This window comes from Curtobacterium sp. ME12 (assembly GCF_903970855.1).
Taxonomy (GTDB): Bacteria; Actinomycetota; Actinomycetes; order Actinomycetales; family Microbacteriaceae; genus Curtobacterium; species Curtobacterium poinsettiae_A.
Window position 1 is genome coordinate 41,773 of the sequence record NZ_CAJCKD010000015.1, and the last position, 25,147, is coordinate 66,919.

Annotated in this window: 22 protein-coding genes; 7 read left to right on the top strand and 15 right to left on the bottom strand. The window is 71.7% G+C overall.

Going from position 1 to position 25,147, the window contains the following annotated elements:
* Positions 1-39 precede the first annotated feature (39 nt).
* From H7A73_RS09420 to H7A73_RS09430, 3 genes are read left to right on the top strand one after another with little or no spacing between them, the layout of a single operon-like run.
* Positions 40-1,464 (top strand): pyridoxal phosphate-dependent decarboxylase family protein, encoded by a 1,425-nt coding sequence (locus H7A73_RS09420; protein ID WP_182065733.1) that lies wholly within the window; start codon positions 40-42, stop codon positions 1,462-1,464.
* Complete coding sequence (locus H7A73_RS09425) at positions 1,461-2,861, top strand: lysine N(6)-hydroxylase/L-ornithine N(5)-oxygenase family protein (RefSeq protein ID WP_182065734.1); 1,401 nt, start codon at positions 1,461-1,463, stop codon at positions 2,859-2,861. The genes H7A73_RS09420 and H7A73_RS09425 overlap by 4 nt, the downstream gene beginning before the upstream one ends.
* Entirely contained in the window at positions 2,858-5,221 is a 2,364-nt protein-coding gene (locus H7A73_RS09430; protein ID WP_182065735.1) for a GNAT family N-acetyltransferase, read from the top strand. The genes H7A73_RS09425 and H7A73_RS09430 overlap by 4 nt, the downstream gene beginning before the upstream one ends.
* A 96-nt stretch (positions 5,222-5,317) precedes the next feature.
* Here H7A73_RS09430 and H7A73_RS09435 read toward each other — a convergent pair whose 3' ends face one another.
* The 11 genes from H7A73_RS09435 to H7A73_RS09485 form a co-directional block, all read right to left on the bottom strand.
* Positions 5,318-5,956 carry a pyridoxal 5'-phosphate synthase gene (locus H7A73_RS09435; protein ID WP_182065736.1) on the bottom strand — a complete coding sequence of 213 codons (639 nt, stop codon included), beginning with the start codon at positions 5,954-5,956 and terminating at the stop codon, positions 5,318-5,320.
* A 33-nt stretch (positions 5,957-5,989) separates the two neighbouring features.
* Positions 5,990-10,360 carry an FtsK/SpoIIIE domain-containing protein gene (locus H7A73_RS09440; protein ID WP_182065737.1) on the bottom strand — a complete coding sequence of 1,457 codons (4,371 nt, stop codon included), beginning with the start codon at positions 10,358-10,360 and terminating at the stop codon, positions 5,990-5,992.
* A 210-nt stretch (positions 10,361-10,570) separates the two neighbouring features.
* Entirely contained in the window at positions 10,571-11,131 is a 561-nt protein-coding gene (locus H7A73_RS09445; RefSeq protein WP_182065738.1) for a hypothetical protein, read from the bottom strand.
* Positions 11,128-11,403, bottom strand: coding sequence for a hypothetical protein (locus H7A73_RS09450; protein WP_220456599.1), 276 nt, complete (start codon positions 11,401-11,403; stop codon positions 11,128-11,130). The genes H7A73_RS09445 and H7A73_RS09450 overlap by 4 nt, the downstream gene beginning before the upstream one ends.
* Positions 11,400-11,975, bottom strand: coding sequence for a hypothetical protein (locus tag H7A73_RS09455; protein ID WP_182065740.1), 576 nt, complete (start codon positions 11,973-11,975; stop codon positions 11,400-11,402). Before H7A73_RS09455 ends, H7A73_RS09450 begins: the two co-directional genes overlap by 4 nt.
* Entirely contained in the window at positions 11,972-13,036 is a 1,065-nt protein-coding gene (locus H7A73_RS09460; RefSeq protein WP_182065741.1) for a hypothetical protein, read from the bottom strand. The genes H7A73_RS09455 and H7A73_RS09460 overlap by 4 nt, the downstream gene beginning before the upstream one ends.
* A 409-nt stretch (positions 13,037-13,445) precedes the next feature.
* A complete protein-coding gene (locus H7A73_RS09465) occupies positions 13,446-13,919 on the bottom strand; it encodes a hypothetical protein (protein WP_182065742.1) in 474 nt (157 codons plus the stop codon).
* Complete coding sequence (locus H7A73_RS09470; RefSeq protein WP_182065743.1) at positions 13,916-14,527, bottom strand: hypothetical protein; 612 nt, start codon at positions 14,525-14,527, stop codon at positions 13,916-13,918. Before H7A73_RS09470 ends, H7A73_RS09465 begins: the two co-directional genes overlap by 4 nt.
* Positions 14,528-14,544: 17 nt before the next feature.
* The gene (locus H7A73_RS09475; protein WP_182065744.1) at positions 14,545-15,828 is read right to left on the bottom strand and encodes a hypothetical protein; all 1,284 of its coding nucleotides are present in this window, start codon (positions 15,826-15,828) and stop codon (positions 14,545-14,547) included.
* Entirely contained in the window at positions 15,828-16,121 is a 294-nt protein-coding gene (locus tag H7A73_RS09480; protein ID WP_182065745.1) for a hypothetical protein, read from the bottom strand. The genes H7A73_RS09475 and H7A73_RS09480 overlap by 1 nt, the downstream gene beginning before the upstream one ends.
* A gap of 106 nt (positions 16,122-16,227) precedes the next feature.
* Positions 16,228-16,521, bottom strand: coding sequence for a WXG100 family type VII secretion target (locus tag H7A73_RS09485; protein WP_111089241.1), 294 nt, complete (start codon positions 16,519-16,521; stop codon positions 16,228-16,230).
* A 119-nt stretch (positions 16,522-16,640) separates the two neighbouring features.
* Between H7A73_RS09485 and H7A73_RS09490 the strand changes: the two genes are divergently transcribed.
* Positions 16,641-17,150 (top strand): FHA domain-containing protein, encoded by a 510-nt coding sequence (locus H7A73_RS09490; protein ID WP_182065746.1) that lies wholly within the window; start codon positions 16,641-16,643, stop codon positions 17,148-17,150.
* Here the strand turns inward: H7A73_RS09490 and H7A73_RS09495 are convergent.
* The 4 genes from H7A73_RS09495 to H7A73_RS09510 form a co-directional block, all read right to left on the bottom strand.
* Positions 17,123-18,001 carry an oxygenase MpaB family protein gene (locus H7A73_RS09495; RefSeq protein WP_182065747.1) on the bottom strand — a complete coding sequence of 293 codons (879 nt, stop codon included), beginning with the start codon at positions 17,999-18,001 and terminating at the stop codon, positions 17,123-17,125. The two genes, H7A73_RS09490 and H7A73_RS09495, sit on opposite strands and share 28 nt — an antisense overlap.
* 65 nt (positions 18,002-18,066) lie before the next feature.
* Positions 18,067-18,432, bottom strand: a complete 366-nt coding sequence (locus H7A73_RS09500; protein ID WP_182065748.1) for a hypothetical protein — start codon at positions 18,430-18,432, stop codon at positions 18,067-18,069.
* Positions 18,433-18,475: 43 nt separating this feature from the next.
* The gene (locus tag H7A73_RS09505; RefSeq protein ID WP_182065749.1) at positions 18,476-18,775 is read right to left on the bottom strand and encodes a hypothetical protein; all 300 of its coding nucleotides are present in this window, start codon (positions 18,773-18,775) and stop codon (positions 18,476-18,478) included.
* Positions 18,776-18,959: 184 nt separating this feature from the next.
* Positions 18,960-20,591, bottom strand: coding sequence for a RecQ family ATP-dependent DNA helicase (locus tag H7A73_RS09510; protein WP_182065750.1), 1,632 nt, complete (start codon positions 20,589-20,591; stop codon positions 18,960-18,962).
* Positions 20,592-20,816: 225 nt separating this feature from the next.
* Between H7A73_RS09510 and sucC the strand changes: the two genes are divergently transcribed.
* From sucC to H7A73_RS09525, 3 genes are all read left to right on the top strand, one after another.
* The gene (gene sucC / locus H7A73_RS09515; protein ID WP_182065751.1) at positions 20,817-21,986 is read left to right on the top strand and encodes an ADP-forming succinate--CoA ligase subunit beta; all 1,170 of its coding nucleotides are present in this window, start codon (positions 20,817-20,819) and stop codon (positions 21,984-21,986) included.
* Positions 21,987-21,997: 11 nt separating this feature from the next.
* A complete protein-coding gene (sucD, locus tag H7A73_RS09520) occupies positions 21,998-22,885 on the top strand; it encodes a succinate--CoA ligase subunit alpha (RefSeq protein ID WP_071250213.1) in 888 nt (295 codons plus the stop codon).
* A 140-nt stretch (positions 22,886-23,025) separates the two neighbouring features.
* On the top strand, positions 23,026-25,122 hold the full coding sequence (locus tag H7A73_RS09525; RefSeq protein WP_182065752.1) for a DUF6350 family protein: 2,097 nt from the start codon (positions 23,026-23,028) through the stop codon (positions 25,120-25,122).
* The last annotated feature ends 25 nt before the right edge of the window (positions 25,123-25,147 follow it).

A 25,147-nucleotide genomic window follows, 5' to 3' on the forward strand; every position in this document is an offset into this window, starting at 1 on the left:
GTGGCACGATCACGCTTTGTGAGGTTAGCCTTACCTAACGTGACACCTCCCATCGAACTCCTGACCACCGCCACCGCCGAGCGCTACCGCTCCGCCGTGACGTCCACGGTGGACCGTCTGGCCGACCGCTTCGCCGCCGCCGACCGTCCGACGACCGACACCGCTCCCGAGGTCCTCCGGGGCCGGGTGCAGGACGTCGACCTCGACGCCGAACCCCTCGGGACGGACCGCGCGCTCGCCGAACTCGACGAGCTGTTCGTCCGCGAGGCCGTCTGGTTCCACGACCCGGCGTACCTCGCGCACCTGAACTGCCCGGTCGCGCTGCCCGCGGTCGCCGCCGAGTCGGTCCTGGCCGCCGTGAACCCGTCTGTGGACACCTGGGACCAGTCCCGGATCGGCACCGAGATCGAGCGGCACGTCGTCTCCTGGCTCGCCGGTCGGATCGGGTTCGCCGCGGGGGACGGCATCTTCACCTCGGGCGGCTCGCAGTCGAACCTGCAGGCCCTGCTGCTGGCGCGCGAGGCCCTCGGCGTCAGTGGCACCGTGTTCACGACCGCGGAGACCCACTTCAGCATCGCGAAGTCGGCGCGGCTGCTCGGGCTCGAGGCCGTGGTCGCCGTCGCCACCGACCACGCCGGCCGGATGGTGCCCGCCGCCCTCGCCGAGGCGATCGCCGCCGCCCGCGCAGCCGGGCAGACGCCGATGGCTGTCGTCGCCACCGCCGGCACCACCGACCGCGGGGTGATCGACCCGCTCGAGCCGATCGCGGACGTCTGTGACCTCGAGGGGGTCTGGCTGCACGTCGACGCCGCGTACGGCTGCGGTCTGCTCGTCTCCCCGACCCGCCGGCACCTGCTCGACGGCGCCGAACGGGCCCGGAGCGTGACCGCCGACCTGCACAAGGCGTTCTTCCAGCCGGTGTCGTCGAGCGCCCTGCTCGTCCAGCGCCCGGAGGACCTGCGCCGCACCGCCTGGTACGCCGACTACCTGAACCCCGAGGACGCCGCCGAGCCCAACCAGGTCGACAAGTCGCTGCAGACGACCCGTCGGTTCGACGCGCTGAAGCTCTGGGCCACCCTGCGGGCGACCGGCGCCGACGCGATCGGCGAAGCGTTCGACGCCGTCATCGACCTCGCCGCGGCCACCCACCAGATCGTCGAGGAGCACCCGGACCTGGTGCTCGTCGCGCCGACGCAGCTCAGCACGGTGCTGTTCCGCTGGCAGCCCGCCGGCATGACGGACGAGGCCGCCGACGCGCTGGTCGCCCCCATCCGCTCGGCCCTGCTCGCCGAGGGCCGCGTGCTGATCGCCAAGACGGTCATCGACGGTCGGCCGTGCAACAAGCTCACGCTGCTCAACCCCGAGACCACCCCGGAGCAGATGCGCGCGTCGCTGGAGCACGTCGTCGCGACCGCCGCCCGGGTGCGCGCCACCACCACCGAGACCGAGGGAGCGAACCGATGACCGCCGACCGCACCGCCGCCGACACCGTGCACGACGTCGTCGGCATCGGCATCGGCCCGTTCAACCTCGGCCTCGCCTGCCTGACCGACCCGATCGCCGACCTCGACGCGGTGTTCCTCGACGCCGCGGACGGCTTCGCCTGGCACCACGGCATGATGCTCGACGACGCCACGATCCAGGTGCCGTTCCTCGCCGACCTGGTGACGATGGCCGACCCGACCTCGCCGTTCTCGTTCCTCGCCTGGCTCAAGGAGACCGGGCGCCTGTACCCGTTCTACATCCGCGAGGACTTCCACCCCCTGCGCAGCGAGTACGACGCCTACTGCCGATGGGCCGCCGACCGGCTCGACACCCTGCGGTGGGGCCGCCGGGTGACCGCCGTCGAGCACGACCCGGTCACCGACACGTTCACGGTGCACGCCGAGACCGATCAGGGCCTCGAGACGTACCGCGCACACCACGTCGTCGTGGGCATCGGCACCGAGCCGTCCGTCCCCGCCCCGCTGCGCGGGATCGGCGGGCCGGCGATCCACTCCGCTGTGTTCCTGCCGAACCGCGACGCCCTGCGCGACGCCGGGTCGATCGCCGTCGTCGGCAGCGGGCAGTCCGCCGCCGAGGTCTACCGGGAACTGCTCGAGGACATCCGGCAGGACGGATACCGCCTCGACTGGATCACGCGCTCGCCCCGGTTCTTCCCGATGGAGGACACCAAGCTCACCCTCGAGATGACGAGCCCCGAGTACACGGACCACTTCCACGGGCTGCCCGAGGCCGTCCGCGATCGCCTGGGGCGGGAACAGCGCGGCCTGTACAAGGGGATCAGCGCCGACCTGGTCGACGACCTGTACGACCAGCTCTACCGGATCAGTGCGCGCGGCCCCGTCCCGACGACGCTCCGGACCGAGACGAGCGTCGTCGACGCCGCCTGGCTCGCCGACCGCGGCACCTACCGGCTGACGCTCCGCCACGAGCAGCTCGACCAGACCTACGAGCACGAGGTCGAGCAGCTGGTGCTGGCCACCGGGTACACCCCGCGGGTCCCGCGGTTCCTCGATCCGGTCGAGCACCTCGTCGCCCGCGACTCCCGTGGTCGCCTGGCCGTCGCCCGCGACCACCACGTCGACACCCTGGGCGGACGCATCTGGGTGCAGAACGCCGAGGAGCACACGCACGGCCTGACCGCGCCCGACCTCGGCATGGGTGCGTGGCGGAACGCGTCGATCATCCGGTCCGTCACGGGTCGCCCCGTGTACGGCCTGGAGGCCCGGATCGCCTTCCAGGAGTTCGGCCTGCCCGCCTCGGGGCAGTCGACAGCAGCGCCGTCCACCGCCCAGCCCGGCGCCGCGGAGCGGGCGCCAGCCCGGCTCGCGACCGAGCGTGCGGAGGTGTCCGCATGAGCACGACCGTGACGACCACCGCACCGGACGCGACCGTGCCTGGAGGAGCCGAGCCGGGCCTCCTGACCGTCGAACCCGTGGACCCGGAACGCGATGCCGCCGTCGTGCAGTCGTGGCTCGCGCACCCGGCGTCGTCCTGGTGGGAGATGGGTGACCTCGACGTGGACGGCGTCCGCGCCTACCTGGCCGGCGTGCAGGCGGACCCGGCGCAGGCCGCGTGGCTCGGTCGTCGCGACGGGGACCCGTGCTTCCTGGCCGAGACCTACGACCCCGCCGCCGTCCTGCTCACCGACGTGTGGGCGGCCGAACCCGGCGACGTCGGCATGCACCTGCTCGTCGCGCCGGCGCCCGCGGACCGTCGTGTGCACGGCCTCACGAGCGCGGTGATGCGTGCCGTCGTCGAGCACTGCCGGGACGCCCTCGATGCGCGTCGGGTCGTCGTCGAACCGGACGTGCGGAACACGGCGGTGCAGGCGAAGAACGCCGAGGTCGGGTTCCGCGCCCTGCGACAGGTGGACGTCGCCGGCAAGCGGGCCCTGCTGTCGGTGCTCGACACCGACCGGATCGGAGTGCCGGACGACGACGGGCCGGCCGCACACCTGCGGCCCGAGCACCTGGAACCCGCCGAACGGCACCTCGTCGCGAAGGCGATCGCGGAGTTCACCCACGAACGGCTGATCGCACCCGTGCCGGACGAGGACGGGTGGCGGTTCGACGCGGGGGAGTCGACCTACCGGTTCCGGGCGCGGCAGCACCTGCTCGAGCACTGGTCGATGGACGAGGCCTCGTTGACGCGGACCCGTGCGGGGGTGCCAGCGGCCCTCAGCGCGCAGGAGCTCGTGCTCGAACTGCACGACGTGCTCGGGATCCCCGACGAGTTGCTCGGAACGTACCTGGAGGAGATCGCGTCGACCCTGGCGAGCGCGGCGGCGAAGCACCGGCGGGGAGGCCCGTCCGCTGCACAGCTCGCGCGCGGGCGGTCCGGGGAATCCGTCGACGCCGCTGTCGCCTCCTTCCAGAACGCCGAGTCCGCGATGACCGAGGGGCATCCGGCCTTCGTCGCTGCCAACGGGCGGATCGGGTTCGGGCTCGACGAGTACCGGGCGTTCGCGCCCGAGTCCGGCGGGCGGTTCCGGTACCGGTGGCTCGCCGCCCGACGCGAGCACACGCACCTGGCGCTCGCCGCGGACCGCACCGAGCAGGCGCACTGGGAGTCCGAGCTGTCGGCCGCGGTCGTGGCCGGGTTCCGTGCCACGGTGGAGCGTCGTGGGCTCGACCCCGACGACTACGTGTGGCTGCCCGTGCACCCGTGGCAGTGGCAGCACCGGATCGCCGTGACCTTCGCGCCCGACCTGGGCCGACACGACCTGGTCGACCTGGGCGAGGGGCCGGACGAGTACCAGCCGCAGCAGTCGATCCGCACCGCGTTCAACCGCACCGACCCGGCACGCTCGTACGTCAAGACGGCGCTCGCCGTGCAGAACATGGGGTTCCTGCGGGGGATGTCGCCCGCGTACATGCGGAACACCCCCGCTGTGAACGATTGGGTCGCGTCGATCGTCGCCGCCGACCCCACGCTCGCCGCCGCCGGGTTCTCGGTGCTCCGGGAGCACGCCGCCATCGGCTACACGGGGGACGCCTACCATCGGGTCGACGTGTCCTCGCCGCAGCGCAAGATGCTCGCCGCGCTGTGGCGGGAGAGTCCCATCCCGCAGCTGGCGGAAGGCGAACGCCTGCTCACCATGGCGGCGCTGCTGCACCGGAACGCCTCGGGGAACGCCGTGGTCTCGGCGCTGATCGAGGCCTCCGGTCTGCCCGCCGACGTCTGGGTCCGGCGCTGGCTCGACGCGTACCTGCTGCCCGTCGTGCACTGCCTGACCGTGCACGACCTGGTGTTCATGCCGCACGGCGAGAACCTGGTGCTCGTCGTGCGCGACGGCGTCGTGGTCCGTGCCGTGATGAAGGACATCGGGGAAGAGGCGGCGGTCCTCGGTCGCCACGCCGACCACCCGGTCCCGGCCGACATCGACCGGATCGTGCACCCGGTGTCCGACGACGAAGCAGCGCTCGCCGTGTTCACCGACGTGTTCGACGGGGTGCTGCGGTTCGTCGCCGCGATCCTCGACGACGACGGGGTGCTGCCGGAGTCCCGCTTCTGGGAGGTCGTGGGAGAGTGCATCGACGCGCACGCCGCCGCACACCCGGACCGCCGTCGTCCCCTGGACCTGCGGGTACCGACGTTCGAGCACTCGTGCCTGAACCGGTTGCAGTTGCGGAACACCCTGTCGATGGTGGACCTGGCGGACCAGTCGGCGTCGCTCATCCGGGCGGGGGAGATGGTGAACCCGATCGGGCGGTAGGGGCGCGGGCGGCGCTCGGTGCGAGGTTGATCACTCCGTGCAGCGCAACGAGCGCGCACGGAGTGGTCGATCTCGCACCAACGGAAGCCGCGCCGACTACGGCTGGAGGCGGATGGCTGCCCAGGCTCCGTCGGCGAATGCGTACTGCAGTCGTCGGTGCATCCGGTCACGGCTGCCGTGCCAGAACTCCACGATGTCGGGCTCGAGACGCCAGGCAACCCACCGTGCAGGTCGGGGGACATCGTCGCCCGAGTCGTCGAGCAGGTCGTTCGCGTCGTCGATCAGGTCCTGCAGCGTCCGCGGTTCGAGCACGGCCGACTGATCGGCGATGGCCGTCGCGGCGCGTGACTTCGGGGAGCGGTCCGCGAACAGCGCATCGGACTCGTCGTCCGACAGCCGGACGACGCGCCCCTCGAACCGGAGCTGCTGCATCGTCTCCCGCCAGTACGCCTGCAATGCTGCGTGCGGGTTCTCGGCGAGCTGCCGGCCCTTCGGGCTGTCCTCCGACGTGCCGAAGACCAGCCCGTCCGCCTCGATGCGCTTCACGTCGACGGTGCGAGCGGACACGCGGCCGTCCGCCCCGGCCGTGGCGAGAGTCATCGACAACGGCTCGGAGACCTGTCGGTCCTGGGCCGCGGACAGCCAGTCGCGAGCGAGGTCGAGCGGAGACGCCGGCGGGCTGTCGAACTCGGGCAGGTGCAGGGAGTCGTCACCGGAGAGCGGGGCAGAGGACATGTACCCACCCAACCGTGCGCGGGGGTCCGGCGTTCAGGGAGTCGGCACCTGCACCGACACGAGCTCGCCGTTGCCGAGGTGCACGATCGCGGAACCGACCTGGACGCGCTCGACGATGCTGCTGCGCGGCAGACGCATCCCGAGCAGATCGCCCTCGGTGATCGCCTGGGGGCTCAGCAGCGCGCCGGAGCGGTTGCGCTTCATGTCGACCTGCCACCCGGTGAACCCGACGCCGAACTCGGCGGTCAGGCCGGCGGCGACGATCGCCTGCCCGTTGTCGGCCGCCCGCTTGACGAACCCCTGCAGCCAGCTCTTCGCCGGGGCGTCCTTGACGAGCTCGGCGTCGTCGATCACCAGGACGCGTCGACCGGGCTGCCCGTCGAACAGGGGTGCGAGGTCGTCCTCGGTCAGATCGGCACCTTCGTGCGCCGCCAGGACACCCGGTTCCGCGGCCAGCGCACGGAGCGGGGACTGCCGCGGGGTCACGAGCACGACCTCGCCACCCTCGCGCAGGACCGAACGGGTCATGGAGAGCAGGACGGCGCTGCGTCCGGACTTCGCGGGGCCACCGACGACGAACGAGCCGGCCGCGGCCAGGTCGGGGCCGATCGCGGTGAGGTCGTCGCCGCCGATCCCGACCAGGCCGAACAGACCGGCGTCGTCGTCGCGCATCTCCCACGCGCGGTCGAACGGCACCGGACCGGACAACTGGTCGACGCGGAACGGCCTGCGGGTGCGCTCGACCGAACGGTCGCGCTCCGTGGCGAACGTGGCGAGGGCGGTGATCGCGGCGGCCTGCGACTGCCCGGTCCCCGCGGCGGCGAGCAGCGCGATCTGGGTCTCCGTCGCCGAGTCGGAGGCGAACGCACGACCGTCGGGCACCTGTTCCGGCAGCTTGCGCGGGTTGAGCGACGCCAGCCCGTAGTCGCCGCGGTCCGACAGGCGGAGGACGAGCTTGTCCTCGACCAGGGTGGCCATGCGGCTGGACAGCAGCTGGCGGTCACCCGTGACGACGAGATGGATGCCGACGCTGGCGCCCTCGCGCAGGAGCGTCATCACCTGGTCGGTCGGGGCGCCGTGGTCGAGTTCGCCGAGGGAACCCACGAACCCCTCCCACCGGTCGAGCATGAAGACGATGTGGGCCAGGCGTCCCGACGGCACGACCGCCGCGGCGCGCTGTTCGACGATGCTGGCGAACCCGCCGTCGGCGAGGACCTGCTGGCGACGCGCGAGCTCCTGGGTGAGCTTGGCGAGCAGCCGCTGCGCTCGTTCGGTCTGCACGCGCTGCACGACGGCACCGGTGTGCGGGAGCGCCTGGATGGGCAGCAGCGCACCGTTGCCGCAGTCGAGTGCGTACACGTGCACATCGGCTGCCGAGGTGTTCCGGGCGATCGCCGCCGCGATGGTGCGCAGGACCTGCGACCGGCCGCTGCGAGGTGCCCCCACCACGTACAGGTGCCCGTCGGAGTCGAGGTCGAGGCTCCTGACCCGTTGTGCCTGCTCACCCGGGAAGTCCTGCAACGCGAAGGGCAGCGGGCCCACGCGCGCGTCCGTCGTCGTGCTGTCGTCGAGTTCCCACGCGCGGTCGTTCAGGTCGGTGAAGAGCAGCGTCTCGGGCAGGGCGTCGAGCCATGGTCGGTAGGGGGCGGGGCCACCGAGCTCCGCGGCGGCGGCGGCCACGGCACCGACGAGTTCCTGCAGGTCGGTCCGCTCGTCGGTGTGCTGCACCTGGGACTTCGGTGGCGCGGGCGGTGCGGTGCCGAGAGCCGACCACGACACGGCACCGGCCCAGACCTGCTTGCGCTGGGACGACTGCCCGGGCCGGCGACCACCGACGCGACCGGACTGGAACGGCAGCAGGGCGCCGGCACCTAGCCGGATGTACCCGCGACCGGGCGTGCTCTTCTGGATCTGTGCCGCGTCGCCCGCGTCGATCACGTCGGTGCTCTCGCTGGAGTCGGTGACGCGCAGCGCGATCCGCAGGTTCGTGTTCGCGCGGATGTCGTTCGACACGACACCGGTCGGGCGCTGGGTGGCGAGGATGAGGTGGATGCCGAGCGAACGGCCGCGCTGCGCGATGTTCACGAGCCCGGTGACGAAGTCGGGCAGCTCGCGCACCAGGCTCGCGAACTCGTCGATGACGATGAGCAGGCGCGGCATCGGCGGCAGTGGTTCGCCGCGGCCGAGGCGGTCGAGGTAGTCCTCGATGTCCTTCGCTGCAGCGTCGGCCAGCAGGTGCTCACGACGACGGAGCTCGGCACCGAGGGACTCGAGCGCGCGCTCGACGAGGTGCGTGTCGAGGTCCGTGACCATGCCGACCGTGTGTGGCAGCGGTGCGAAGTCGCGGAACGCCGCCCCGCCCTTGTAGTCGATGAGGACGAAGTTCATGCCCTCCGGGGTGTTCGTCGCCGCGAGGGACGCCACGATCGTCTGCAGCAGTTCGGACTTGCCCGAACCGGTCGTCCCCGCGACGAGACCGTGCGGCCCGTCCTTGCGCAGGTCGAACGCGAACGGCCCGTCCAGGCTCTCGCCGACGACCACCTCGGTGGTGCGCGGCCGCACCGCCCAGCCGCCGGTGATCGCGCGGGGTGTGGGCGGTTCGAGCAGCATGACGTCGAGCAGTCGCGACGAGGTGGGCAGACCACCGGCGTCGCTCTCGTCGTCCGCGTCGACCATCGGCGCGACCGCGCGGGCGACCGTCTCGAACCAGCCGTCCGGGATCCGGTCCGGTCGGACGTCGGTCACCGTCGCCTGGCGCTGCGCAGCGACGCGGATGCGTTCGGGGCCCACCGTGACGACGACCGAGCACTCCTCCGGCAGCAGCCGGGCTTCTTCCTCGATGCAGACGGCGCGGACCCCGACCGCCGGGCCCTCCTTCAGGATCCGGATGAGTCCGGGGAGGGCACGGAGCCGCCGCGCTCCGTCGAGCACGACGACGACGTCCGGGCCGGGGATGCCCCGGGCGTTGGACTCGCGCATCGCCCGCTGTCGCGCGTCGATGAGCTGACCGACCTCCGCCACCCGGGCACCGAGCGTCTCGGCGTCGTTGCCGATCGCGATGACGGCGTCCTGCCCGAAGCCGGGCCGCGCCTGCGGGATCCACCGCAACCACGCCCACTCGTCGGCCGAGCGGGCGTCCGTCAGCACGACGAACTGCGTGTCACGCGGGCTCTGCAGCACCGCGAGCTGCGCGACGAACCACGACGTCAGGTGCCGCGTGTGCTCGTCACGACCCGCGACCCCGACGACCCCCTGCACGCCGAGGTCGACGATGACCGGCACGTCCTCCGCCAGCTTGTCGACCGCTCGCCGGTGCTCGAGCGCCGACGGGTCCTCGAGCACGACGCCGGACGGCACGTCCGCGGTGCCGACGCGCAGCGTCAGGTAGTCCGGATCGGTCCGCCGGCGTTCCCACAGGCGGGCTCGACGTCGCAGTGCGACGTCGAGCACGGTGGCGGGGTCGGGGGCGCTGGTCCGCAGCTCGCGCTGGTACCGCACCACTGCCTCCAGGGCGTCGGCCTCGACCGCCTTCTTGGTCTCCTCGTACTCGGCGACGCGCTGCTTGTGGGACTTCTTGCCGTTCCGGCGGTCCCACCAGGCGTTGCCGAACATGATGATCGGTGACATCAGACCGAACGCGAGGTACGCGACGTTGTGGAAGATCGAGACCATCACAGCGGCCATGCCGAGCGGCGCGAGCGCCGCGATGATCGGGATGGACCGGCGTGACTGCTGTGCCGGCACGGCCGGCAGCTTGAACACGGACGGGTGGTCCTCGGGCAGGAGCCGCGGTGGCCGCGTGTAGTCGAGCGAGCCGCCACCGGGGGTCAGGGTGATCGCCGCTCGGTCGGCGTCGGGCACCGCGACCGACAGCAGCGTGTCGCCGATCGTCACGATGCTGCCCGGCTCGACCGGGGTCTCTTCATCGACCTCGGTGCGGTCGACGAGGACCCGAGAATCCTTCGTCGGGGTGATGGTGAACCGACGGTTGAGGTCGAGCCGCAGGACGGCGGCGTACTCCGGTGCCGACCGGTCGGGGAGCGACACCGTCGCGTCGGGCGCGGACCCGACGTGGGCGATCCCGGCGTCGAGCACCACCACGGTGCCGGCACCCGGCCCCCCGACGATCCGGACGCTCGGCAGGTCGCCCGGCAGTGGCAGGACCGGCGCCGGTCCGCCGAAGGTGAGGCGTGCACCCTCGAGCAGCACGCCGTCGCCGACGCGGGCGTGCGGGGTGGTCGGTACGGCGTCGACCGCGACGTCGACGATCGACGCGGCACCCTGCCCGAGCCGCTTGGCGACGACCTCGACGATCTCGCCGAGGAGGGTGTCCTCGTCGCACTCCACGACGAAGTCGGCAGAGGCGCTCGACGGAAGGTGGCTCGCGGTGAACGTCAGGCGCACGTGAGGCGCCCCGCACCGGAGATCGTGGTCGTCGTGGTCGCAGCGCGGTGGTCGGACGAGGCCCCCCGCAGCGTCGTGCTGCCGCTCATGGGTCGATTCTCGCAGGTTCCTGCGATGCGCAGGCCGGGTTGCACCCGGCTTGTGGACGGGTTGTCGAACTGGAGGCGCGGTGTGGGGAGCTGGGTTGGCTCACGCATGACGCGCCCAGTCTCAACACCCACCTCGCGTGGTGATGCGTCGGACGAAGGCCTCCAGGGACGCCTCAGCGCCAGCGAAGGCAGCAGCGTGATCGCCGATCCCCGTGACGGTGATGGTCGAGGAACCCGAGCGGAACTGCCAGCGACGAGCGGCCACGGCTCCCGCTGCATCCAGGAACGGCCAAGTCTCGGTTCCCGCTTCCCAACGGGTGCCGGTGCCGGCTCGGAGGCCGTCGGCCGGAGCGCTCCCGGGGCCGACGAGCCGCTCATCGGTCGCGCTGACGGCGACGGTGGTCGTGTTCGTGATCGACGTGAGCTGCGGGCGGAACACCGCGAACCGGAGGTCGGGTGCGCTCATCCTGCAGAGGACCTCGAGCGACGCCGCGGTCGAGATCACTTCCGCCGTCCTGAACGGTCGGACGTACCAGGGGAAGAGTCGGGAGGTGGTCGAGTTCGCCCAGCGCTTCGGCTTGCCCCGGACCTCCTCGGGTAGCGGGACGACCAACCAGTCCGCTCCGGCGATGTCCTCGAGGCCGCGGAAGTCGACGGGCGTCGGATCGGGGGCGCCGGTCACGACGACACGCAGAGTGCGAACTCGCGTCCGTGTTCGTCACGGACCACGACGGCTCGGTCGCCAGGCCTCACGACGATCGAGCGCAGGACGTCCGACCAGTCCAGCGTCCGAGCGGGCGCGATCCGATCGGTGAGCGCGATGGTGCCCGCCGACTGCGCGCCGTACGGGCGGCCGTCCACGACGGCGAGCGGCCCCAGTTGTCGCCGTGCTTCGCATCGGTCGCTCGGAACGGCTGCTTGCGCGACCATCTCCGCCTCAGTGATGACGCTCAACCCCAATCGACACGCACGTCGCGGAGGAGCTCGTCGAGCATCGGCCGCGCGAGTGCACTGTCGTCCTCGTCGGGGACGAAGAACGACACGACCACGGTGAGCTCGTTCAGGCCGTCGACGATCGGGATGATCGCGCGAACGACCTGCATCACTGACCGTGTCCGGCGGTCGGTGCTGCGTTCCCGCATCTCCACCAGCGTTGCGCGGCCGACGGGCAGGTCGAGTGCCCTGACGCTGGCGTCGCCGATACCGGACGCCCGCGGTGCACGAGCATCGTCGATGAAGCTGTCCGCGCGGTCGACGCCGGCGACACTGTGCACGACCGCGTAGGCGATCGCACGAACCGTCGGCGCGGTGGTCGAGAGGACGAAGCAGCTCTCCGCTTTCGCCGCGGACTGGAACGCAGCGATGTCGTGCATGACCGTTCGGAGGACCGTGCGTTCTCGACGCTTCGGCCGCTGCTTCGCCTGCGCGAGCGCATGCTCCACCGCAGCGTCGGTGACGTCGTCGATGTGACCCTCGTCATCGAGCAGCGTCCAGGCGCGGTTGTAGTTCCACAGCAGGCGAGTCATTCGTCTCCTCTCGGGGCTCCGATCACGATCCAACGTCCGAGCCCGACCGGTGCCTTCCCCCGCTCTGCGCGACGACGACGGAAGGTCAGCCACGAGACGAGCGGGACGGCGAGTACCAGGAGCGGGATGCTGGCCGCAGCGAAGACGTTGCCCTGCATCGAGTACCAGACGGCGACTGCTGCTCCGATGAGCGGGATGCCCACGGCCACGAGGTGACGTCGGGTGAGCGTCGGTCGATCGGGGCGTCCGTGCTGTTCCGGACGGATGCGAGCGACGGGCAGACGTGAACTCGATTCGACGACGAAGACCGCTGCGACCGCTGCGACCGCGATGGCTGCGGACACGGCAGTGACGATCGTCGAGGTGTCCCCAGGGCTTGCTGAACGAGCGCCGGCGAGCACGACCGTCGTGAAGGCCGACGATGCGAGGAACGGGTACGCGGGCACGGACCCCAGGACGTTCGGCAGCATCAGCGACGACGGGCCGACACGGCTGCTGCGCATCTCGTCGAGCGCGAGCGCGGGCTGGTTGCGCACATCGTCCGACACGAGGGTGAGGACACCGAGCCGCTGCAGGAACTCTCGGAGGACGAGTGCGTCGTCCGGCGATGGTGCCCACGAGCGCAGCGGCAACTGCGCGCGGACCGTGTCCGTTCCGTCGATGAGCAGCACCCGTGGGTCCTCGTCGTGCACGAACGCCGCGCGCACGACGACGTCCGGCCCGAGATGCCGATCCGGTGTTGCCAACCGCTGCGCGATGCCCTGCCCGTCGACGAGGACGAGACCGTGGTCATCCGCGCTGATCGACGCCGAGTCGAGGAACCAGGAAGGGCCGACCACGGGCCGGAGCGCCTGCCCCCGGAGTTTCCTGGGCAGCCGCCTCCGCCCTGCGGCGATGGCCAGCACCACGATCGCGTTGGCCGCAGCGGCACCGGCCGAAATCCATCCCAGAACCGGGGCGTCGGTGACGCGGTTCATCGTGAGCACGATCGGACCGAACGCGTCCGTCAGGAAGGCGCCCAGTCCGAGCAGGATGACCACGATCAGCATCTTCTGTCTCACGGCGCGTCGTCGCTCGTCCGTGGGGGCGAGGACGCGGGCGGAGGCGAGATGGCCGGGAAGCGGAGCATCCGTGGCGAAACGGTCGAGCAACGTGGAGAGACCGCTCGAGCGGAGTGCGAGTTCCCTCGGTACGACGGAGACGGGAGCCATCCACCAATCATCGATCGGAACGAGGTACAGGTTGCCGTTCACGTCCTCGAGCAGCACGGCACCGTTGCTGGCTGTGGGAGCGAGACGTCTCGGGAGGACGTCCTCGTCCAGGAACCAGGCGCGCGCGACCGGATCGGTCGTCGTTCGGTCACCGCCGCAGTCGAGGATGACGATCCGATCTTGCTCGTCGATGACGAGCCTCGTGGCACTTGTCGCAGCGTCCGCCCGGTCACTCGAAGTGGCAGGGCGGGCAAGGGTTTCAGGCATCGATGACGATCTTCGCAGCGAGCGCGTCGATGCGCGTGATCAACAGCTCGGCGAGTGCGGGCTCTGCGCTGCTCGAAGAGAGGACGACGAGCTCGTCTCCGACGACCCAGGACCACGATGCCTGGACGACGACGAAACGCGCGCCACCGGGCCGCTCCAACGCGAGCCGTTGGACCAGCCGCAGTGCGTCGCCGCTGCTCGTGGCGAGCATCGACTCCTCGATCGGTCCGATCGGGTCAGGAGCACGAAGGCCAGCCCGAACGACTCCGGCAGACCGACCCGCAAGCGGAGCAGTGCGGACGGCGACCCAGCCGACCTCGCGTGAGGCCTCGTGGACCATCCAGGCGGCCGCTGCATCCGTCTCGTTGAGTCGTCTGATGATCGTCGGCGCGCTCGAGGGATCGAGACGATGTGCCTCGAGGTCGAGCGGACGGAGCACGTCGGTCCGTGGCCACGTGATCCTCATCGTCCGCTCTCCCAGGCGAAGCCGGTCATCAGGATGTCGAAGTGCGCAACACGCTCGTCCGTGAACAGTTCACCGGCGCACTGGAACGAGATCAGCGCGAAGGAGCCGTGCTCCTGCGGGACCGGCAGGAGGTAGTCCACGCGCGTCGTCCTCGCTGGCACGTCCGGTCCCGAACCAGCCAGGAACGCCGCGGCGAGGTCTCTGGGAAGCGAAGCCGGCAGCGGTCCTCCTCCGTCGAGCTCACCTTCGGAACGGGCCCGGAGCGCTGCCCCCACGGGCAGATCCGTGAGCGTCGTCGAAGCGCCGAGCGCCGGAGCGACCTCAGCGAGTTCGAGTCCCGCGATCGTCGGCCCGAGGTAGACGACTCCGATCGTGAACAACATGTTCATCGGCGCTCCGCCGAACCGGCCATCGAAGAAGTACAGGTCGGTCGTACCGGCATCCGCCATCGTCGTGAAGGCGGAGCTGATGTCGTCGCGTGCGCGGCGCCGTGCCTCGACTGCAGTCGGATCATCTCCGCCGAGGAGGACGAGGTGTCGGTCAGCGAACGCTCGCGAGGCACGTTTCGGGTCGCCGTCGACCGGGTACCGGTACCACCCGTCCGGCAAGAGGACTCGGTACTGCGTCACAGCGAACCGACGTGGATCTCGCTCTTCGACTTCCAGTAGCCGTCCCAGTCCGTGGCGGCGGAGACGACGTTCTCCACGGGTTCCGGCATCTCCGTGAGACCGGGGAGCCCGGAGCCCGCGACGACTCCGTTCGCGAGCGCTGCGCGCGTCGCGGCCTCGCGTGCGAGCGCGGAGTCCGGCGCGAGCTTGAGGACTTGAGCGGTCTCCATCAGACCGCCGGTGACGTACGTGTCGAGCAACGCCGTGAGGGGCTTCCGGCCGATCGCTTCTGCCTCCCGGACGCCGGCACTGCCTCCCCGGAGGAACGCACTCAACTCGCCGGCCGCCCCGGCGTTCGCCGTACGCGCTGCGGCGGCAGCCGAGGCTGCGCGTGTCTCTCCGACCGCCCCCCGCAGCAGCCCCATCGCTGAGCTGGCGTACTTGGCGGCGCCGAACCCGACCGCGGCCAGTGCGAACCCGAGCGCATCCTTGCCGACGTCCTTCGCGCTCGCGTCACCCGCTACCGACTGCGTCGCCGTGATCAGCAGCTTCGCGCCGGCAACCGCGAGCCCGATGAGGGCGATCACGGGGAGTGCCGCGGGGAAGAACACGGCTGCGATCACGGTGACGACCAGGAGGACCGCACCCACGGCATCCAGTACGTCCTTGATCACGTTGAGAACCCCACGTGCATCGTGGATCGCCTGCTTCACGTGGTCGAACCAGCCGTCCTTCAGGCCGTCGTCGGCGCCCTGACGGATGCGATCGGCGACCCGGCTGGCCAGGTCCCCGTACTCACCCTGTTCGCCGAAGGGACCGGCGAGCCGGTGGATGATCGCCTTCGCCGCGTCGATGTCGCCCTGTGCCGCACTCAGCGCCCGGTCCTGCGCGTCGACCTGGTCCTGGTGCTCCGGGCTGTCCGCCTCGGCGCTGATCGTCTGGTTCGCCGCAGCGCGGTGCGCGTCCCGCGCGTCCTGCGCCTGCAGCAGAGCGGCGTCGGCCTCGCGCTGGAGCCCCTCGAGCCCGTCTGCCCACTGGTCGAGCGCGGCGGCGAGCGCTGTGTAGCGGCCCTTGGCCTTCTCGATGGCGCCGGCGAGGTCCCCGGCGGAGTCGCGGAACTTCGTCCCCGACTCGCTCTCCCAGCCATCGCCGTCCTTGAGCCTGTTGAGACGGTTGACCTGCTCGGTGATGGCCTGCTCGATCGAGCGGGCACCCGACGCGGACTGTCGAACCTCGACCGGGTCGCCGGGCACCGGATCGAGCTGCATGTCGACGGCGCTCCAGTCGCTGGGCCGTGCCATCAGCTGTCCTTCCCGAGGATCCGGTTCGCGAGCTCGACCTCGGTCTGCGTGAAGCCGTCGTGCGCACTCTCGGCCATCTCGGCGACGGCCTTGATCGACTCTCGGAGGCGCCCGCGTCGGATGTCCCAGTTGCCCGCGAAGTCGTCGATCGCACTGCTGACCGTCATCGAGCCGATGCCGATCTTGTAGTCAGATGCGGCAGAAGCGACGTGTTCGAAGTCGCCGTGCAGCCTCGAGAGGTCGGATGCGAGATTCCCGATCAGGTCGAGATCGAGCTTGATGGTGCCGGCCACGGTTCCCCCGGTGGATTCCTACTGTTGCTCTTCGTCGACGCCGCCCCTGCGGCGAGAACGGTGGCCGGCACCCCCAAGGCGCCGGCCACCGTCGTGCTGGTCCTGACTAGCCGATGCTGGACGCGAGCTGCTCGTCCGTCGACTCGAGCGTGTTCGCCGCGCTCTCGAGGAAGCCCGCCATGCCGTCGATGGCCTGGATGGTCTGCGTCGCACCGGAGTTGAACTCCGAGTACGTCGAGTCGAAGGCCTTCGAGGACTTGTCGGTGACGTAGCCCGACGAGACGAGGTTGTCGATCTGGCTCTTGAGCTGGCTCAGCTGGTCTTCGATGGCCTTCTGGCCGTTGCGAAGCTGTGAAGCCTGGTTGCGAAGATCGTCGTAGGTGACGTTGACGTTGGCCATGGCGCATGCCCTCCCGATGCGGATGTGGAAACCGGGAGCCCCCCGGCGCGACTCGACCATACTTGATCGCATCGCATCTCGCACCACTTGTGGACAACCACCAGAACGAGGGGTACACCGTGGCACGACGCCGCAAGGACGAGGACGCCCCGGAGCGCCCGGTGGTCACGCACGCCGACGTCGAGCGTGACCGGCAGGCCGGGGTCCTGTCCCGTGCGTGGGTGCTGCCCGCGGCACCGGTGTCCGACGACGAGCCGGACGCCGAGGTGCGTGCCGAGCACCCCTTGCCGACGATCGGTGTGGTGCCGCGGCTCGTGCTCGAGGTCGCTCCCGGCACCGTCGTCCCGCTCGACCAGCCGGTCGTGGTCGGACGCCGGGTCGCGACCGCGCCGGGTCGGCGAGCGGTCCTGCTCGACGACCCGGGCAAGTCGGTGTCGCGTGAACACGCGGCGATGCGGCCGACGGGGGACGGCGGCCTGGTGGTCGAGGACCTCGGCTCGTCGAACGGCACGGTGGTCGTCCGCGCGTCCGGTGCCCAGGAACCCAGCGTCGGTGGCGCGCAGGTCGTCGCCCGGCCCGGTGACGTCGTGATGGTGGGCGACTACGCCGTGCGGGTCCTCGCGGGCTGAGGACCGGCAGGAGCGCCAGCAGCAGGAGCGCCGGCAGCAGGAGCGCCAGCAGCAGGGGCGCCAGCAGGAGCGCCACCAGCATCAGCCGCCGCCGCATACCGCCGCGCCGTCCGCCGCATCGCCCGCAGCAGCAACGGCCCCGGCAGCCGCAGCAGCGCCCCCGGCACGAGCGCCCGCACCCCGGCCACCGCCCGGACGGTCCGGCGGAACCGTTGTTCCTCGCGCGGCCCCCACGCGAACCCGTACTGCGACCGGAGACCATCGGGCAGCATCCCGACGGTCACGATGCGCACGAGGGGCATCACGGCCCGCACCCACAGCGGCGCGAACCGGGGGTGCAGCAGGTCGCGCACGACCCCGCGGGCGTCATCGGTGACCTCGAGTCCGGCCAACGTCTGCTGCCAGTACCGGTCGAACGCCGCCACCGAGGTCGGCCAGCGCTCCGGCGGCACCCGCAGCGCGGTGGCGATCGGGGCGTAGGCGGCGAGGACCTGCTCGGCGCGGGCCGCGGAGACGCGTGTGCCGAACAGGTCGTGCGCCCGCCGGGCGGAGTCGAACAGGGTCGCGGCCACCCAGAGTTGCCGATCGACGTCGTCGGCGCCGGCGACGGGCCGGTGCGCGTGGTTGACGAAGCCCGTCGCGGTCGCCGAGTCGGTCTCCGTGCCGATGACGACGGCGTAGACGAACATCAGGGTGTGGGCGAGCCGCTGCTGGGGTCGCCGGGCGAAGTCCGAGTGCCGTCGGACACCGGCCGCGACGACCGGGTCGGCGATCTGCAGCAGGATGGCGCGGCCGCCCGCGGCCACGGGTGTGCTGTCGGCGAGGAACCGACGCAGGTGGCGGTCGTGCACGCGGCCAGCAGACGGACGGGAGGCTCGGTGCGGGTCGTGCGCCGCGCCTCCAGGCCGTGGGGTGGTCACGCCGCACCCCGTCGGCGTCGCGCCCGCAGGACGGGCCGCAGGTCCACGGCGACCGCCGCCAGGAGCGCGACTGCGCCGACGACCAGGGCGACCCGTGTGTTCGAGGGGTCGACGGGCGCGTCACCGGTCAGGGCGAGGAGCGTCGCGACGAGCCAGATCGCGGGCAGCGGCCAGAGGCGGGTCGGTGATCCGGTGACGACCGCACCGACGACGCCGACGACCAGGAGCGGGACCCAGCGGCCACCGGGCTCCGAGCGGGCGGCGAGGTGTGCCGAGGCGGCGACCAGCAGCATCGCCGCGAGCGCCAGCAGCCGCGCTGCCGAGGGCATGCTGCGGACGCTGGAGCGGACTCGTCGGAACACGGCCCGATGCTATCGAGCCGTGTTCCGGCGGAACCTGATCAGGTCAGAGCGGCTTCGTGCCGAGGTCGTTGCCGAGGTCGGCACGGTCCTCGTCCTGCTCGTTCTCGTGCTCCCACAGGTCGGGCGAGCCCTCGCGCGGGGCGCCACCGGTCGGGCCGTCGTCGGAGCCGTCACCGGGCTGCGGCTCCACCGTCTCGCCGGCGACCGCGTCGTTCGTCACCGTCTCGAGGGACTCCTCGGCCTCGTCCACCTCGTACGGGCCGACGTGCTCACGGTCGATGTCGTCGTCGCGACGCTGCTGGGAGTCGAAGTCGTCGACGGGGCTGATGCCGGGGTCGCTCATGGTGGTTCCTTTCCGTTGCGGGCTTCCTGCCTACCCGCCGGCGCTTGGCGGCCGTCCGGTTTCGTGTCGTGTTCACCCGGGCGTCACCTGCCGGTCACACCGCCACGGCAGCATCGCCGATGCTCGGGGGAGTGGAGCGCGGTCGCCGACGGGTGGTCGAGCGACCGCGCCTTCCCCGCTTCGTTCAGACGCGTTCGAGCAGGTCGCGTTCCTCGACGTCGGCAAGCGCGAGGGTGCGGTACCCGGCGGACTCGAAGAAGACCGTGATGCGGTCCGCTTCCGTGCTCATCACGACACCGGTGCCCCACTCGGCGTGCTCGACCCGGGCGTCCGGCGGCCAGGCGGTGTCGTTGGCGCCGTCGGCGACGTGCGCGGCGGTCTCGAAAGCGGTCCCGGACGAGCAGGTGTCGCAGTTGCCGCACGGTTCCGGGAGCTCGTCGCCGAAGTAGCCGAGCAGGAACTGCCGGCGGCACCCGGTCGTCTCGGCGAGCTGGCGCATCATCGCGATGCGGGACTCCTCGACCCGTTCCCGTTCGGCAGCACGGTCGGCGGTGGCACGGGCAGCACGGTCGGCGTCCTGCGGGCCGTCCGGCACCCGGGAGACACCGTCGACGTCGTCGCGCAGGGCGCCTGCGTCGAGCAGGGCGTTCAGTGCTCGACCGGCGGTGCGGGCCGACAGGCCAGAGGCCTCCACCAGTGCGGAGCGGGCGATCGAGCCGGTCGCCGGGACGGCGTCGAACACGGCCCGGACCGAGGCGGGTCGTGGCGAGCCGGACGCGAAGAACGTGCGCAGGCCGAAGTCCTCGGCGCGGTAGTGCAGGGTGGCGCCAGCCGGTTCCGCGTCCCGTCCGGCCCGCCCGATCTCCTGGTAGTAGGCGTCGATCGACTCGGGGACGTCGGCGTGCACGACGTACCGGACGTCGGGCTTGTCGATGCCCATGCCGAACGCGCTCGTCGCGACGACCACGTCGATGTCGCCGTCGAGGAACCCGGTGTGGACGGCCTCGCGCTCCGCGATCCGCATGCCAGCGTGGTACGGCTGCGCGCGGCGACCGCGGGCCGCCAGGGCGTCGGCGTACTCCGTGGTCGCCGCCCGGGTGGCGACGTAGACGACGGTGGCACCGTCGAGCTCGGCGACCTGGTCGACCACGGCCTGGCGCTTCTCGGCGTCCTCGGCGTGCCGGACGACCTCGAGCCGGATGCCGGGGCGGTCGAAGCCCGACGCGAGCACGAACGGGTCGCGCATGTGGAGCCGTTCGACCACGTCGTCCCGCACGGGGGCGGAGCCGGTGGCGGTCAGCGCCAGGACGGGGGGACGGCCGAGGCGCTCCACGACCTCGCCGAGTGCCAGGTAGTCCGGGCGGAAGTCGTGGCCCCAGGACGAGATGCAGTGCGCCTCGTCGACGGTGACCAGGGCGACGCCGGCGTCGTGCAGCCGCTCGAGCACGTCGTCCTTCGCGAGCTGTTCGGGGGCCAGGAACACGTAGCCGACCTCGCCCGCGGCGACGGCGTCCCAGGCCGCGGCGACGTCACGGGCCTTCCTCGTGGCGTTCATCGCGACGGCCCGGGGAGCGCCCTCGTGGTGCTCGAGTCCGACGACCTGGTCCTCCTGCAGCGCCACGAGGGGGGAGACCACGACGACGATGCCGTCCAGCTCGAGGCCGGCGACCTGGTAGATCGCGGACTTGCCCGACCCGGTCGGCATCACGGCGAGTGCGTCGCGCCCGTCGAGCACCGCGTCGATGACGGATTCCTGGTCGGGGCGGAGGCGCCAGCCGAACACGTCGGTGGCGCGGGTGCGGAGTGCTTCGTTCACCGATCCACACTGCCGGGCGCACGCTGGGGGATGGTCCCAGGGGTGCGCCCAGCGGCTCACGCGTGGCGGGGGCGACCCGTGCCTCCCGGCCGCGCACCGGCCGTCCACCCAGCAGCGCTAGGCTGCGTGACGGCCGTTGTCTCGACATCGAGCGACCCTCGATGGTGAGTGTGGCGACCGGGTAACCGATGCCGATCGCACGGAACGTGCGGGAAGAAGAACAGCGTGGATCTTTTCGAGTACCAGGCCAGGGACCTCTTCGAGTCCTACGGCGTTCCCGTGTTGCAGGGGATCACCGCCGACACCCCCGAGGAGGCGAGAGCAGCGGCCGAGCGCATCGGCGGCGTGGTCGTCGTCAAGGCGCAGGTGAAGGTCGGCGGTCGCGGCAAGGCCGGCGGCGTGAAGGTCGCGAAGACCCCGGACGAGGCGTTCGAGCACGCGCAGGCGATCCTCGGCCTCGACATCAAGGGCCACACCGTCCAGCGCGTCATGGTCGCCCAGGGCGCCGACATCGCCGAGGAGTTCTACTTCTCCGTGCTGCTCGACCGGGCCAACCGCTCCTACCTCTCCCTGACCAGCGTCGAGGGCGGCATGGAGATCGAGCAGCTCGCGGTCGAGAAGCCCGAGGCGCTCGCCCGGATCGAGGTCGACCCGCTCACCGGCATCGACAAGGCCGCCGCGCTCGAGATCGCTCGGCAGGCGAACTTCCCATCGGAGCTGCAGGACGCCGTCGCCGACGTCTTCGTCAAGCTCTACGACGTCTACAAGGGCGAGGACGCGACCCTCGTCGAGGTGAACCCCCTCGTCCGCACCGGCGACGGCCAGATCCTGGCACTCGACGGCAAGGTCTCGCTCGACGAGAACGCCGACTTCCGGCACGAGGGTCACAAGCAGCTCGAGGACACCGCCAGCGAGGACCCGCTCGAGGCCAAAGCGAAGGCCCACGGCCTGAACTACGTCAAGCTCGACGGCCAGGTCGGCGTCATCGGCAACGGCGCCGGGCTCGTCATGTCGACGCTCGACGTCGTCGCCTACGCCGGTGAGCGCCACGGCGGCGTGAAGCCCGCGAACTTCCTCGACATCGGTGGCGGTGCCTCGGCCGAGGTGATGGCCAACGGTCTCGACGTCATCCTCGGCGACCCGCAGGTCAAGAGCGTGTTCGTCAACGTCTTCGGCGGCATCACCGCCTGCGACGCCGTCGCGAACGGCATCATCGCCGCGCTCGGCATCCTCGGTGACGCGGCCACCAAGCCGCTCGTCGTGCGCCTGGACGGCAACAACGTGGAAGAGGGCCGTCGGATCCTGGCGGAGGCAGCGCACCCGCTCGTCACCGTCGCCGCGACCATGGACGATGCGGCCGAGCAGGCCGCCGAACTCGCCGCCGCAGCGGCCTGAAGGGACTGACCATGTCGATCTTCCTCAACAAGGACTCCAAGGTCATCGTCCAGGGTATCACCGGTGGCGAGGGCACGAAGCACACCGCCCTGATGCTCAAGGCCGGTACGAACGTCGTCGGCGGTGTCAACGCTCGCAAGGCCGGCACCACCGTCACCCACGGCGACGTGTCGCTGCCGGTCTTCGGCTCGGTGCGCGAGGCCATCGACACCACCGGTGCCGACGTCTCGATCGTCTTCGTCCCGCCGGCGTTCGCGAAGGACGCCGTGACGGAGGCCATCGACGCCGAGATCCCGCTCGTCGTCGTCATCACCGAGGGCATCCCCGTGCAGGACTCTGCCGAGTTCTGGGCGCACGCCAAGGCGAAGGGCGGCACGACCCGGATCATCGGGCCGAACTGCCCCGGCATCATCACCCCGGGGGAGTCCCTCGTCGGCATCACCCCCGCGACGATCACCGGCAAGGGCCCGATCGGGCTCGTCTCGAAGTCCGGCACCCTGACCTACCAGATGATGTACGAGCTCCGAGACCTCGGCTTCTCGACCGCCATCGGCATCGGCGGCGACCCGGTCATCGGCACGACGCACATCGATGCGCTCGCCGCGTTCGAGGCCGACCCCGAGACCGAAGCCATCGTGATGATCGGTGAGATCGGTGGCGACGCGGAAGAGCGTGCGGCCGAGTTCATCAAGGCGCACGTCACCAAGCCGGTCGTCGGCTACGTCGCGGGCTTCACCGCTCCCGAGGGCAAGACGATGGGCCACGCCGGCGCGATCGTGTCCGGTTCTGCCGGCACCGCCGAGGCGAAGAAGCAGGCGCTCGAGGCCGCGGGGGTCAAGGTCGGCAAGACGCCGTCCGAGACCGCCGCGCTGCTGCGCGAGGTCGTCGCCGCTCGGTAGCGACCGCCCGTTCCGCAAGACACCGGTGTTCGTCGGTTGAACCGCGTCCTGCGCGTGTTCGTCCTGCGAACACCGGTGTTTTGCGTCGGCAGCCGCGCGGCTCCGGGGCGGCCGCGCGAGGGGCACGTATCCTCGCTGCGATGAACCGCCTGGGAACCGCTCTGCTCGCCGCGATCGAGGCGGTCGTGACGGTCGGCGTCGGCATCGGGATCGCCCTCGTGCCCCTGACGCTGCTCTGGGGGTTCGAGTACGGCCTGCAGGTCGACTGGGACGTGTTCTGGAAGGCCACCGGCAGCGTCTGGCTGGTCGGACACGGCGTCGACGTCTCGTTCCTGCTCGGGTCCGCACTCGCCAGGAGCACCGGGGTCAGCGGCGCCGCCGACCCCATCCACGTGACCCTCGCGGCCCTCGGGTTCGCGGTCGTGACGGCATGGCTCGGTGCCCGTGCCGGACGTCGGTTCGCGGAGACCGAGCACCGCACCACCGGCCTGCTGGTCGGGACCGCCGCCGTCGCGCTCCTCGGTGTGGCCGTCGCGCTGTCGTCGACCTCCGCTGCCACCCGCCCCACGCTCTGGCAGGCCGTGGTGCTGCCGGCGCTCTGGTTCGGGATCCCCGCGTTCGCGGCCTCCGAGGTCTGCCGCCGCCGCCGCGACGTTCCCGCCGACCCCGTCACCCAGCGCGTGATCGACCTGGTCGACCGCATCCCCGCCGTCTGGCGGTCCGTCGCCGGGTTCGGCCTGCGCGCCGGGACCGCCGCGACCGCCGTGGTCGTCGGCGTGGCCGCGGTGCTCGTCGGCCTGCTCCTCTTCACGTCCTTCGCCGAGGTCATCACCCTGTACGAGCAGTCGCACGCCGGGGTCATCGGCGGCGTCGCACTCACCGTCGGACAGCTCGCGTTCCTGCCGGACTTCGTCGGGTGGGCGACCTCGTGGCTGATCGGCCCCGGGTTCGCCATCGGCACCGGGTCGAGCGTGTCCCCGATCGCCACGACCCTGGGCCCGATCCCGGGTCTGCCGGTCTTCGGCGCGCTGCCGACCGCCGGTCACACCTTCGGACTCGTCTGGATCCTCGTGCCGGTCATCGCCGGGTTCGCGATCGGCGGCTCGATGCGACCGCGGTTGGTGCGGGCCCTGGGTTCCGCCGACTCCGCGCTGCACCGTGCGCTCGGCGGCGTCGTCGCAGGACTCGTGGCCGGTGTGCTCACGGGGCTGATCGCCTGGGTGTCGTCCGGCTCGTTCGGCCCCGGGCGCCTGGCCGACGTCGGCCCGGACGCCCTGGCGGTCGGTGGGTTCGCCGCACTCGAGGTCGGCCTGCCGGCGATCATCGCCCTCGCCGCGGGCAGCGACCTGGTCCGGCTGCCGGACCGTGGGTGGACGCGAGAGCGCTGGACCGAGGCCGACGAATCCGACGACGACAACGAGACGGCGCGCGCCGGCGTCGACGTCAGCGAGGGTTCCCTGCTCGCCGCGCTCGACCAGGCCGGCGCCGGGCGCACCACCGACGTGCACCGCTTCGTGGTCGAGGAGTCCCACGACGGGTCGACGGCCGCACGGCCCCGCGCGACGACCGAGCGCGCGACCGAGCCGATCAGCAGCGCGCCAGTCAGCGGCGCGCCGATCGGCAGCGAGCCCGCCGACGCGGCACCCGCACGGCCCGCCTCGGCCCCCGCGCCCGTCGCACCGCGCGCCGGCGACACCGACCACGACGTGGAGCTCCCCGACTGGGCGAAGACCGACGCCGTGGCCGCCGACCGCCTGGCCGCCGAGCCCGAACCGGAGCGCCGCAGTGCCGGACGAGCAGCCCTGGGTGGCCTCCGCGACCGCCTGGCCGGCGCGGCCGGGGGTGTCCGGGGACGGGCCGGTGCACTCCGCGACCGTGTGACCGGCTCCGACGCCGAGCCGGAGCGGCCCGGCCCGCAGCGGCCCGGCCCGCAGCGGCCCGGCCCGCAGCGACCCGACCCCGAGCGGCCCGCAGCCCCCACGCCCGCGTCCCACCCCGCACCGACCCCGGTGCCGACCGACGCCCAGCCCGCGTTCCCCTGGAGCACCGAGGAGTTCGTCGCCGGCCGGGACGACGTCGACGAGACCGCCGAGGCGGACCGCGTGGACGTCGCGCCCGACACCAGGGCGTCCGCCCCGCGGTCGGCGGAGCAGTCCCGCCCGGCGAAGTGGGACGTCACCGACCAGATCCCCGAGGACGAGCTGCCCTGGTGGCGGCAGCCGAAGGACGACCGGTAACAGCGCCCGTCGGGTGCGTGCCTGC

Bases quoted from the DNA above. Each gene is read 5' to 3' on its own strand.
- H7A73_RS09425 (WP_182065734.1), top strand. From the start codon at position 1,461: ATGACCGCCGACCGCACCGCCGCCGACACCGTGCACGACGTCGTCGGC.
- H7A73_RS09430 (WP_182065735.1), top strand. From the start codon at position 2,858: ATGAGCACGACCGTGACGACCACCGCACCGGACGCGACCGTGCCTGGA.
- H7A73_RS09435 (WP_182065736.1), bottom strand. From the start codon at position 5,956: ATGTCCTCTGCCCCGCTCTCCGGTGACGACTCCCTGCACCTGCCCGAG.
- H7A73_RS09455 (WP_182065740.1), bottom strand. From the start codon at position 11,975: ATGACTCGCCTGCTGTGGAACTACAACCGCGCCTGGACGCTGCTCGAT.
- H7A73_RS09465 (WP_182065742.1), bottom strand. From the start codon at position 13,919: ATGAGGATCACGTGGCCACGGACCGACGTGCTCCGTCCGCTCGACCTC.
- H7A73_RS09475 (WP_182065744.1), bottom strand. From the start codon at position 15,828: ATGGCACGGCCCAGCGACTGGAGCGCCGTCGACATGCAGCTCGATCCG.
- H7A73_RS09485 (WP_111089241.1), bottom strand. From the start codon at position 16,521: ATGGCCAACGTCAACGTCACCTACGACGATCTTCGCAACCAGGCTTCA.
- H7A73_RS09505 (WP_182065749.1), bottom strand. From the start codon at position 18,775: ATGAGCGACCCCGGCATCAGCCCCGTCGACGACTTCGACTCCCAGCAG.
- sucD (WP_071250213.1), top strand. From the start codon at position 21,998: ATGTCGATCTTCCTCAACAAGGACTCCAAGGTCATCGTCCAGGGTATC.
- H7A73_RS09525 (WP_182065752.1), top strand. From the start codon at position 23,026: ATGAACCGCCTGGGAACCGCTCTGCTCGCCGCGATCGAGGCGGTCGTG.